We start from the raw sequence: 11,447 nt of genomic DNA on the forward strand, positions 1-11,447 counted from the left end.
CGCACTGATCTGAAGGGACCTCGACGTGTCCGTCATCATCGACAACCTGCCGCTCTTCGGCGAGGGGATGCTGCGTACGCTCAGCATCTGCCTGTGGGGCGGCCTCGGGGCGCTCGTGCTCGGATCGCTGCTCGCCGTGTGCTCGGTGACCCCGGTTCCGATCCTCAACCGGATCGGAACCGGGTGGGTCGCCACCATGCGCAACGTGCCGCTCGCCGTCGTGCTCTTCTTCTTCGCCTTCGGCCTGCCCGAGATCGGGGTGCGGGGCTCGTACTTCTGGTTCGGCACGAGCGCGCTCGCGGTCTACACCGCCGCGTTCGTCTGCGAGGCGCTGCGCAGCGGCATCAACGCCGTGCCGATCGGCCAGGCCGAGGCGGCCCGCGCCCTCGGCGTCGGCTTCGGCACGACGCTCTCGCAGATCCTGCTGCCACAGGCGTTCCGCGCCGCCGTGCCGCCGCTCGCGAACACCACGATCGCCATGATCAAGGACTCGGCGCTCGTGGGCGCGATCGGCGTGGGCGGCGACCTCTTCAGCGTGGCCGACACCCTCGCGGCGACGCGCGGGCTCGACGTGATCCCGGTGCTCGCCGGCGTCGTGATCGGCTACCTGCTCATCATCGCGCCGACCAGCGCGCTGTTCTCGCTCGCAGTACGAAAGGCGGTCCTCCGATGACCGGTTCGCCCTCCGTGCTCTTCGACCGGCTCGGCCCGCGGGGCCGCCACCGCACGCGCATCATCACCGCCGTCGTCGGCGCCGCACTGCTCGCCCTCGCCGCGTTCATCGGCGTGCGCCTCCAGCAGTCCGGGCAGCTCGAGGCGCGGCACTGGTCGCCGCTGTTCAACCCCTTCGACCCGCAGTTCGCGACCGTCTGGAGGTTCCTGCTCGGCGGGCTCGGCAACACGGCCTCGGCGGGCGCGGTCTCGATCGTGCTGGGCCTCGTCATCGGCACGGCCATCGCGCTGCTGCGGGTCACGGCGCTGCCCTGTTACCGCTGGTGCATCGTGGGCGTCACCGAGTTCTTCCGCACCGTGCCCGTGGTCATCTCGATCTTCTTCGCCTCGCGGGCGCTGCCCGTGATCGGCGTCGACCTGCCGCTGCTCTGGTACCTCGTCATCGGGCTCACGATCTACAACTCGGTCGCGATCTCCGAGATCGTGCGCGCCGGCATCCACGCGGTGCCGCGGGGCCAGACCGAGGCGGCCCTCGCCCTCGGTCTGAGCCGGGGCGGGGCGCTGCGCAGCATCGTGCTGCCGCAGGCCTTCCGCATCATGCTGCCCTCGCTCATCGCGCAGCTCGTGATCGTGGTGAAGGACACCGCCCTCGGCTTCATCATCGGCTTCGAGGAGCTGCGGCGGCGGGGCGAGATCGCGGTGCAGACGCTCGGCAACCCGCTGCAGATGTACCTGCTCATCGGCGCGATCTTCTTCGTCGTGAACGGGCTGCTGTCGTGGCTCGCCCGCGCCACCGAGGCGCGGGTGCGCGGGGCGGGGCGGGCCGCCCGCCGATCGTCGGCGCCGCGCCGGGCGGGATCCCGCGTCTGATCCGCCCCGCCGCCGGGGCGTCAGTCGGCGACGAGCGCTCCCCCGGCGAGCCGTCGCACCACGCCCGTGAGGTGATCGACGCCCGCGAGCAGGTCCTCCTCGCGGGTGAACTCCTTGAGGTTGTGCGAGATACCGTCGACGCTCGGCACGAAGAGCATCACCGTGGGCACCTCGTCCTTCATGTTGGTCGAGTCGTGGCCGGCGACGGTCATCACGCGATCGTGGGTGAGCCCGAGCTGCTGCGCGACCTCGCGGGCCAGCTCGAGGCCGGCCTCGGGGTAGGGGTTCTGATCCCAGCTGTGCTCGGCCACGACCTCGATCTGCACGCGGTCCTCGCGCTGCACCCGCTCGACGGTCTCCATGACCCGGGCGTAGGCGGCGGTCAGCACGTCGCTGCTCGACGAGCGCAGGTCGAACAGCAGCTGCACCTCGCTCGCCACGACGACCGGCGAGTTCGGATAGACGTTGATCTCACCGCACGCCGTGTGCAGCGCGCCCGGCTCGAACTCGTCGACGAGCTCCCGGGCGGCCACGATGAGGCGGGCGGCGCCGAGCAACGCGTCGCGGCGGTCGGCCATGAGGGTCGAGCCGCTGTGCGCCTGCTCGCCGGTGATCCTGAACTCGAACTTGCGCGCCCCCCACGTGGCGTTCACGAGCCCGATGGTGATCCCGTCCTGCTCCATGCTGCGGCCCTGCTGCACGTGGATCTCGGCGTAGGAGGCGACGTCGAGCCCCTCGAAGCCGCCGCGCTCCCCGATCGCGTCGAGCGCGTCCTTCACGGTCACCCCGTGCGGGTCGGGCGTCGCGAGCGCGTCCATGAGCGGCAGCTTTCCGGTGAAGACCGAGCTGCCCATCATCGAGGGTTTGAAGCGGGATCCCTCCTCGTTGAACCAGTTGACGACGGCGAGGTTGAACCGCGGCTGCTCGCCCGAGGCGCGCAGCTCGTCGGCGACGCGGAAGCAGGCGTGCGCCGAGGCCATCACGCCGTAGGCGCCGTCGAAGCGACCCGCGGTGGGCTGGGAGTCCATGTGGGAGCCGGTGAGCACGTAGGGGGCGCCGGGCACGAGCTCGAGCAGCCCGAACTGGTTGCCGACGGCGTCGCGCTGCACGGTGAAGCCGTGCGACTCGAGCAGGCGGGTGAACCACTTGCGCTGCTCGCCGTCGGCGGCGCTCGCGGCCTGGCGCTCGACCCCGCCCGTCCCCTCGACGGCGCCGAAGCGGGAGTGCACGGCCCAGTCGGCGAGGAACGCTTCCGCCTTCGGGCTGTTCTGCTCGGTCATGTTTCGTCCTTTCGAGGGAGGGTCTGTGAGCCGCCGGGTCCCCTGTCCCGGGGCGGGGCGTTCGAGGCGGTGCTCGTGGACCGCGGTCGGGCCGGGCCTCGGGGCATACGGGATCGGGAAGGAGGGCGGCGGGTCAGGATCGCGCGTCGAAGCTGAGCTCGCCGCCGAGCACGGTCGCCACCACGTCGAGCTGCGCGATGCTCGGCGCGGTGAGTGGCGACGCCGAGAACACCGCGAAGTCGGCGAGCTTGCCCCGCTCGAGGGTGCCCTTGTCGGCGATCTGGCCGGTCGCCCGCGCGGCCCACTCGGTGTGGGTGCGCAGGGCCTCCTCGGGAGTGAGCGCTTCACCGGCGCCGAGCACGGCCCCGCTGTCGGTGAGCCGGTCGACGGCCGACTGCATGCCGCGCCGCAGGTTGTTGTCGGCGACGGGCAGGTCCGAGGATCCGGCGAGCAGGATGCCCGCGTCGACCACGCTGCGGCCCCGGTAGAGCCAGCCGGCGCGGTCGGGGCCGACGCGATCCGCCATCTGGTCGCCGATGGGGCCGATGAAACCGGCCTGCGGCGTGACCGCGACGGCGAGGCCGCCCGCGCGCTCGAGCTGGTCGGGGCGGGCGATGCCGAAGTGCTCGATGCGGCAGGGGGCGGCGAGGCGGCCGTAGCGCTCCTGCGCCTCCTCGATGAGGTCGAGCGCGAGGTCGATCGCGGCGTCGCCGATGGCGTGCAGGGCGAGCGGCCAGCCGGCGCGGTAGGCGCCCAGGGCCCGCTCGCGGTAGGTCTCGGGGTCGTCGAGCAGGTAGCCGCGGTTGTGATCGTGCCCGCAGAAGTCCTCGGTGACGGCGGCGGTCGCGCCGAGCAGCGAGCCGTCGAGGAACACCTTGACGTGTCCGAAGCGCACGGCGTCGTCGCCGAAGCCGTAGCGGATGCCGAGGTCGAGCCCCCGCCCGCGGCCCTCGCGGTGGAAGTCGGCGGCGTGCCCCTCGAGGGGGCGCAGGGCGTCGATCGCGGGCATGAGCTGTGCGCGGGCGTGCAAGCGGCCCCGTTCCGCGGCGGCCTGGTAGGCGGCGACCTCGACCGGGCTGTGGCCGATCCAGCCGCCGCCCACGCCGGCCTCGGTGAAGCTCGTGATGCCCTCGGCGGCGTAGCGCGACGTGGCCGCCTCGAGCGCCTCGACGAGCCGCTCGGTCGAGTAGGGCAGCAGCAGCGCCTGCACGAGGCCCTGGGCCGCCTCCTCGACGAGTCCCGTGGGGGCGCCGTCGGCATCGCGCACGACCACGCCGCCCACGGGGTTCTCGAAGCCGGGGTCGAGTGCGCCCACGAGGCGCAGCGTGGCCGAGTTGGTGATCGACGCGTGGCCCGAGGTGTGGCGCAGGTAGAGGGGGCGGTCGCCCGTGATCTCGTCGAGGCGGGCGATGTCGGGGAAGGCGTCGCCGTGGTGACCCTGGTTGAAGCCGGTGCCGTGCACCCAGGCGTCGGCGTCGCCGAGCTCGTCGAGGCGCGCGACCTCGGCCTCGATCAGGGCGTAGAGCTCGTCGAGGCCGCGGGCGCGGCTGAGGTCGACCGACGCGAGGCCGAGGCCCCACCAGGCGGTGTGGCAGTGGGCGTCGATGAGCCCGGGCGTGACGACGGCGTCGCCGAAGTCGAGCGCGCGCTCCGCCTCGAGCCCGGCGATCTGCTCGTCGAAGCCGGCGATGCGGCCGCCGAGCACGCCCACGGCGCGGGCGGTGGGGCGTGCGGGATCCATGGTGAGGATCTCGCCGGCGGTGAGGATCAGGTCGAGCTTCATGGGGCTGCTCCTTGGGGCTTGCGGGCGGTCGGCGCGGCGGTGCGGGGCTGGGCCCTCAGCCCGCGATCTCGTCGGGGGCGGGCGGCATGACCTCGCTGCTGATGAGCACGTGGATCAGGGCCGGCGCGTCCGCCGCGAGGGCGCGGTCGAGGGCGGGCGCGAACGCCTCGGTGGTCTCGACGCGTTCGCCGTGGCCGCCGAAGGACTCCATCCAGGCCTTGAAGTCGGGGTTCGCCATGCGGGTGCCGGAGGGGCGGCCCGGGTAGTGCTTCTCCTGGTGCTGCACGATCGTGCCGTAGATGCCGTTGTCGACCACGATCACGAGCGGCTTGCCGCCGTGGGCGACCGCCGTGGCGATCTCCTGCCCGTTCATGAGGAAGTCGCCGTCGCCGCACACGGCGACCGCGCGACGGTCGGGGAACGCCAGCGACGCGGCGACCGCGCCCGGCACCGCGAGCCCCATCGCGCCGTTGCGGGCGCCCACGAGGCTGGCGGGCGAGAGGTGCCGCACGAAGCGGTGGGCCCAGATCGTCGCGTTGCCGGCGCCGAAGGTGAGGATCGCCTCGCCGTTCAGCCGATCGTCGAGCTCTCCGAAGGCGATGCCGAGGTCGACCCCCGCATCGGCGAGCGCGCCGGGCACGGAGGCGTCGGCGCGGTGCTCGGCGAAGCGGGCCTGCGCGGCGACGCGGCCCTCGAGCCAGGCGCCGTCGCGCGCGCCGCGCGCCGTCGCCGCGTCGGTCGCCGCGAGCGCGCTCACGAAGGCGGCGGGGGTCGAGACGATCTGCTGGTCGATGCGGCCGGCGTGGGCCGTGCCCTCGGGGTCGGCCGTGATCAGCACGGTCTGCGCCTCGAAGCCGAGCGTGTAGCCGTCGCTGAGCACGTCGGTGCGGGCGCAGCCCACGAAGACGAGCAGGTCGGCCTGCGCATAGCCCTGCGCGACGGCGTCGGCGCGACCGTACCCGAGCCACCCCGCCCAGGCGCCGCTGTCGTGCGGCACCGCGTCGTAGGCGCGCCAGTCGGCGAAGACCGGCACGCCCGCCGCCTCGGCGAAGGCCGCGAGCTCGGCGCCGCAGCCGGACTGCCAGCCGTCGCCGCCGACCACGAACGCGGGGCGCTCGGCGCGGGCGAGGCGCTCGGCGAGCGCCCGCATCTCCGAGCCCGCCGGAGCGAGCTCGGGGGCCGCGGTCGGCCCCGTCACGGGGGCGTCGGTGAGCTCGACGAGCAGATCCTCGGGCAGCCCGACGACCACGGGTCCCGGGCGACCGGATGCGGCGATCCGCATCGCCTCGTCGACGAGCTCGCCCGCGCGCGCCGGATCGTCGATCGTCATCACCCGCTTGGCGGTCGATCCGAACCAGCCCGAGAGGCTGAACTCCTGGAACGACTCCCGCTCGCGGTCGGCCACCGGGATCAGGCCCACGAACAGCACGAGGGCCGTCGCATCCTGCCAGGCGGTGTGGACCGCGATCATCGCGTTCGCGGCGCCAGGGCCGCGGGTGACCATCGCGACGCCCGGCCGCCCCGTGAGCCGCCCCTCGGACAGCGCCATGAAGCCGGCGCCCCCCTCGTGGCGGCACACGACGGTCTCGATCGAGGAGTCGTGCAGGCCGTCGAGCACATCGAGGTAGCTCTCGCCCGGAACGGCGTAGACGCGCTCCACGCCGTGCAACTCGAGCGTGCGCACGATCAGGTGTCCGGCTGACTGCGACATGGGTTCGATCCTCTCGGGAGACTGCTGGGAGACGGGTGTCAGGGTTCGGAGCGCGGTGTCAGTGCTTGAAGCCGGGCAGCTTCACGCTGAGACCCGGCGCGATGGCGCCGGCGACCGCGGTGAACAGCGACAGGAAGGCGAGCATCGCGGCGGCGGGCCACCAGTGGTCGCCCACGGCGGCCACGAAGCCGGTGGCGAGCAGCGGGATGAAGCCCGAGAGCATGCCCGCCGTGTTCTGGGCGAGGCCGACGCCGGTGTAGCGGGTCTTCGCGGGGAAGAGGCCGGTGAGCACGGTGCCCGAGGCGGCGTAGGGCAGCGAGAGCGCAGACACCGCGAGGGTCATCGCGATCACCACGAGCACGGGGTTGCCCGACGAAAGCAGCAGGAAGGCGGGCACCGCGACGACGGCCGACAGCACGCCGCCCCACAGGATCACGCGGCTCGCGCCGTACTTGGCGCCCAGGTTGCCGCCCCAGATCAGCACGAAGATCTCGACCGCGGCCGCGACCATCGAGCCGAGCAGCATCAGCGACGAGTCGTAGCCGAGCACGTTCACGCCGTACCAGACGCAGAACGCGGTCACGAGGTAGAAGCCGCCGACGCCGAGCAGGGCCGCGGCCATGCCGACGATGATCTGCTTCCAGCTGTCTCGGAAGGTGGTGAGCACGGGGCTCTTGACGACCTCGCCCGACTCCTCGAGCTGGCGGAAGACCGGCGACTCCTCGAGCTTCGAGCGGATGTAGACGGCGACGAGCAGCAGGGGGAGCGCGATGAGGAACGGGATGCGCCAGCCCCACGCGTCGAAGTTCTGCTGCGAGAACACCAGCGTCATGATGAAGAAGCCGCCGGACGAGAGGATGGTGCCGATCGGCGAGCCGATCTGGGGGATCGCAGCGTAGCGGGCGCGCAGGTGCAGCGGCGCGTTCTCGACCACGATGGTCATGGCGCCCGACCACTCGCCGCCCACGAAGAGGCCCTGCAGCACGCGCAGCAGCACGAGCAGGATCGGGGCGGCGATGCCGATGGCCGCGTAGGTCGGCAGCATGCCGATGAGGCCGGTCACGAGGCCGATGCCCACGATCGTGATCATCAGCACCTTGCGGCGGCCGATGCGGTCGCCCATGCGTCCGAAGATGATGCCGCCGATCGGGCGGGCGGCGAGGCCGACGCCGAAGGTGGCGAACGAGGCGAGGGCCGCGGCCGTCGCGTTCTCGCTCGTGAAGTACTGGACGTTGAAGACCAGCGCGGCTGCGGCGCTGAACAGGAAGAAGTCGTACCACTCGAGCGCGGTGCCGATCAGGGCACCGAGGGCGACCTTGTTGGCGTCCTTGATGCTCAGTTCCTGCGTGGCGTCGTACTCGATCGCCGACGTGTTGGTTGTCTCGCTCATGCTCTCTCTCCGTCGAGGATGCGGGATCCGGTGCGGGCGTGCCGTCGCGGTCGCGGCGGCCACGCCCTCTAGAATCTCAGGCGTTTCGCACTGTTGCGGGCACGTATCGCCCCCGGATCGCGGCCGCAGATTGTGCATGTGCACATACACTGGGGCTATGGTTCCGAATCCCGCCCACCCGCTGAGCGACACGCCCGCGCCCGGCGACGCCGAGCGCTGGTTCGAGCTGCTCGACCGGCTCGACGCCGACGAGCTCACCGAGACGTTCCTCGCGCTCGTCGTCGCGGTGCCGGCCTACGACCCGGCACCCATCCCCGCCTCCGAGGTGCGCCGCACGGCCCGCCTCTCGTTCCTCACGCTCATCGACGGCCTGCGCTCCGGAGGGTTCGACCACGCCATCACGATCGCCACCGACGTGGGCGTCTCGCGCGCCCGCGCCGGCATCCCCCTCCCCTCGCTCATGACCGCCATCCGGCACGACTTCACCGTGCTCTGGGAGGCGCTCACGCGCGTCGCGGAGGCCGACGACGCCGAGCTCATCGTGCGCCACACCGGCATCGTGCTGCGCACCGTCGACGAGTACGTCGGGCAGACGCAGCGGGCGTACGTCGCCGAGCGCGAGCGCATGCGCGAGGAGCAGGCCTCCGTGCGGCAGGGCCTCATCGCGTCGCTCTTCCAGGAACCGATCCCCTCCGGCACCCAGTTGCAGCGCGTCGCCGACGAGCTCGGCCTTCCCGCCGACGCACCGCTCGTCGTGCTCGCCGCGGTCGAGGACGACATCGCCCCGCTGCGCGTCGCGGTCTCAGAACTCGAGCGGGCCGGGGCGCGCGTGTTCACCCACCACCTCGGCGACACGCTCGTGGCGTTCACCCGGCAGCTCGAACTGCCCGGATCGCGCATCGAGGAGCTCGGACGCCGGCTGCTCGACCTGCGCATCGGCGCGACGGTCTCGAACTCGGGGCTCCCGGCGCTCAGCGGCGCCGCGAGCACGGCCCGCGAGCTGGCGCGGGTGTTCGCCCCGGGCGAGGACGGGGCGATGACCTGGAGCCGCGGCTGGGCTCGGCTCGCCGCGCGCAGCCTGCTCGCCGCCGGGCGCCCCGTGCTCTCGGACGTGCAGGCCGCGCTCGCGGGCTGCGGCGAGACCGAGCGCGCCCGCCTCGAGGAGGCCGCCCGCAGCTACCTGCGCACCGGCAGCATCGGCGACTCGGCGGCCGAACTGTTCTGCCACCGCAACACCCTCGCGAACCGGTTGCGGCGCTTCGCCGAGCTCACGGGCGTCGATCCGACGGTGCCCGAGCAGGCCGCGCGCCTCGTCGTCGGCTGGGCGTGAGAGCGAGGGGCATGTGCCCTCCGCCGAGGGGCGGGTTCCGCAGGCCTCCCTGCGGCAGAACCAGCGAGATCCGCCCCTCGGCGCCTAGGCGACCCCGAGACGCGCCCTAGCCGATCCTCTCGCTCACGATGCTGCGCAGCGCCGCCATCGACAGCTCGATCGAGGTGAGATCGATGCGCTCGTCGTTGCCGTGCACGCCCTCGCGGTAGCGCTCGTAACTCCAGCCAGGTGCGAGCAGGCCGAAGCCGTAGGCGGGGATCCCGAGCTCGCGCAGCACGCGCGCGTCCGAACCGCCCGCCGCCATGATCGGCACCGTCGGCGCGTCGGCGACCTCCGCGATCGCACGCTTGATGGCCGCGAACAGCGGCGTGTCGGAGCGGGATCCCGTGGCGGCCCAGCCGCGCAGGCGGCGGATCTCCACCTCGTCGGCGAGCGGGCCGAGCACGGCGGCGATCAGCTCGTCGACCTCCTCGTCGCTCGTGCCGGGCAGCGTGCGGATGTCGAGATCGATCGAGGCCGAACCGGGGATGACGTTGTGGGCGGCGCCGGCCCGCACCACGGTCGGCGAGATCGTGATCCGCGACACCGCGTGCGCGTATCCGGCGATGCCGCCGAGCTGCGGCAGCGCCGCGTCGAGGCGCACCGGATCGCGCAGCCGCTCGGCGAGCTCGGAGTCGTCGATGCGGGCGTCGACGAAGGCGTTCCACAGCTCGCCGAGCTGCGCCGCGGGCATCACCGCCTCGAGTCGCTGCAGCACCTCGCCCATGCGGTAGGCGGCGCTCGTCGCGCCGAACGGGATCGACGCGTGGCCGGGCTTGCCGCGCACCACGAGGCGGCGGCCGGCGGAGCCCTTCTCGGCGACCTCGATCGCGACGTGGCGCCCCATGCGCATGCCGCCGGACTCCGAGAGCGCCTCGGTGACGCGCACCGCCTCCGGGTGCTCGCGCACGAGCCAGTGCATGCCGAGGTCGCTGCCCGCCTCCTCGTCGGCGACGGCGAGCAGCACCAGGTCGCCGCGCGGCGGCCGCGGCGCGAGCGCGACCTCGCGCAGCACGCAGGCGAACGCGGCGGTCAGGTAGAGCATGTCGACGGCGCCGCGCCCCCACACCTCGCCGTCGATGAGCTCACCACCGAACGGGTTGCGGGTCCAGCCGTCGGGGTCGACGGGCACCACGTCGAGGTGGCCGAGCAGGCCGAGGGCGGGGGCGTCGGGATCGGTGCCCCGCACGCGTGCGACGAGGGAGGCCCGGCCCGGCGCCGACTCGAGCACCTGGGTCTCGATGCGGCCCAGGGCGATCGCGTCGGCGAGGAAGCGCTGCAGCACCCGCACGTTGCGGATCTCCTGCCCCGACGAGGGCGTGCCGTCGTTGACGCACCCCTCGCGGATGAGCTCGCGCAGCAGTTCGATCGCCTCGCCGGCTCCGCCGGATCCGTCGATCCGCTCCTCCGTCACCCTCGCACCTCCAGTCGCGCCGGGGTTCGGGCCCCGACCCCTCCAGCCTAGGGCGTGTCCCGCGCATCCTCGCCTCCTGCGCACGCCCGTTCGGGGCGCCTCGGGCTCAGGCGACGGGGCGCGCGGCGGCCTGCCGCATCTCGACGGCGTCGAGGATCGCCGAGATGCCGGCGCGGTAGACGGTCATGCCGTCCATCGCGAGCAGGGCGTCGCGGTGCTCGTTGACGAGCGGGTACTCGGTGAGGTTGATCGACCCGAAGGTGCTGATCCACGGCTCGGAGCCGTCGCGCGCGGCGGTGGGGTTGCGCAGCACGTCGTGGGCGAGGGCCGAGCTCTGCGAGAGCGCGAAGCCCGAGATCGCGGCGTAGGCGCGCAGCAGCTCCGCGTCGCGCAGACCGCTCTCGGCGAGCATCTCGAGCATGAACTCGACGGCCGAGGTGTCGCCCGGGCCGACGGGGTCGATGATCGCGCCCTCGGCGCCGATGGAGGGGTACTCGAGGGCGAGTTCGGCCGTGCGCATCAGGTGGGTCTCGAGGCGCTGCCGCCAGCTGCCCGAGCTCGCGCGCCCCGCGTCGGTGGCCCAGCCGGTGATGCGGTCGAGCGCGGCGCGGGTGAGTTCGTCCTTGTTGCGGAAGTGCCGGTACATCGCCGTCGCATCGACCCCGAGCGCCTCGCCGAGGCGCTTGAAGGTGATCCGGGTGTGCGGCTCGTCGCGGGCCAGCCCCAGCATCGCGTCGACGATCATGCGCCGATCCAGCCGCACGCGGCGCGCGCCAGCCGTCTGCTCCGTCGCAGCCTCCACCATCTCGACTCCCGTCGTTCGGATTCCTCACACCAGTGTAGGCGTCGGAAACACCCCCGTCATCGTTCTGTCAACGTTCATGTCAATCTAATTGACATTGCCGGCCTATGCTCCTACTGTTGCAGCACGGATCGATGACGATACCCCAGGAGGCAC

General features: G+C 72.7%; 9 protein-coding genes. 3 read left to right on the plus strand and 6 right to left on the minus strand.

Annotated elements, in window-relative coordinates; all coding sequences use genetic code 11:
* Window positions 1–25: 25 nt before the first annotated feature.
* Both Leucomu_RS14080 and Leucomu_RS14085 read left to right on the plus strand, forming a co-directional pair.
* Window positions 26–673 carry an amino acid ABC transporter permease gene (locus Leucomu_RS14080; protein WP_128387599.1) on the plus strand — a complete coding sequence of 216 codons (648 nt, stop codon included), beginning with the start codon at window positions 26–28 and terminating at the stop codon, window positions 671–673.
* Window positions 670–1,542, plus strand: a complete 873-nt coding sequence (locus tag Leucomu_RS14085) for an amino acid ABC transporter permease (protein WP_128387600.1) — start codon at window positions 670–672, stop codon at window positions 1,540–1,542. The genes Leucomu_RS14080 and Leucomu_RS14085 overlap by 4 nt, the downstream gene beginning before the upstream one ends.
* Before the next feature lie 20 nt (window positions 1,543–1,562).
* Here Leucomu_RS14085 and Leucomu_RS14090 read toward each other — a convergent pair whose 3' ends face one another.
* From Leucomu_RS14090 to Leucomu_RS14105, 4 genes are all read right to left on the minus strand, one after another.
* The gene (locus Leucomu_RS14090) at window positions 1,563–2,822 is read right to left on the minus strand and encodes a M20 family metallo-hydrolase (protein WP_128387601.1); all 1,260 of its coding nucleotides are present in this window, start codon (window positions 2,820–2,822) and stop codon (window positions 1,563–1,565) included.
* A gap of 133 nt (window positions 2,823–2,955) precedes the next feature.
* Window positions 2,956–4,605, minus strand: coding sequence for an amidohydrolase (locus Leucomu_RS14095; RefSeq protein ID WP_017882604.1), 1,650 nt, complete (start codon window positions 4,603–4,605; stop codon window positions 2,956–2,958).
* 55 nt (window positions 4,606–4,660) lie between these two features.
* Window positions 4,661–6,316, minus strand: coding sequence for a thiamine pyrophosphate-dependent enzyme (locus tag Leucomu_RS14100; protein WP_128387602.1), 1,656 nt, complete (start codon window positions 6,314–6,316; stop codon window positions 4,661–4,663).
* A gap of 58 nt (window positions 6,317–6,374) precedes the next feature.
* Window positions 6,375–7,706: an MFS transporter gene (locus Leucomu_RS14105; protein ID WP_128387603.1), complete on the minus strand. Its 1,332-nt coding sequence runs from the start codon at window positions 7,704–7,706 to the stop codon at window positions 6,375–6,377.
* 157 nt (window positions 7,707–7,863) lie between these two features.
* Here Leucomu_RS14105 and Leucomu_RS14110 point away from each other — a divergent pair, with 157 nt between their 5' ends.
* Complete coding sequence (locus Leucomu_RS14110) at window positions 7,864–9,036, plus strand: PucR family transcriptional regulator (RefSeq protein ID WP_128387604.1); 1,173 nt, start codon at window positions 7,864–7,866, stop codon at window positions 9,034–9,036.
* Window positions 9,037–9,142: 106 nt separating this feature from the next.
* On the opposite strand, the gene Leucomu_RS14115 is transcribed toward Leucomu_RS14110, so the two are convergent.
* Window positions 9,143–10,489 carry a M20/M25/M40 family metallo-hydrolase gene (locus Leucomu_RS14115; RefSeq protein ID WP_128387605.1) on the minus strand — a complete coding sequence of 449 codons (1,347 nt, stop codon included), beginning with the start codon at window positions 10,487–10,489 and terminating at the stop codon, window positions 9,143–9,145.
* Between the two features lie 106 nt (window positions 10,490–10,595).
* Window positions 10,596–11,294, minus strand: coding sequence for a TetR/AcrR family transcriptional regulator (locus tag Leucomu_RS14120; RefSeq protein ID WP_017882599.1), 699 nt, complete (start codon window positions 11,292–11,294; stop codon window positions 10,596–10,598).
* Window positions 11,295–11,447: the final 153 nt, after the last annotated feature.

Source organism: Leucobacter muris (assembly GCF_004028235.1).
Lineage (GTDB): Bacteria > Actinomycetota > Actinomycetes > Actinomycetales > Microbacteriaceae > Leucobacter > Leucobacter muris.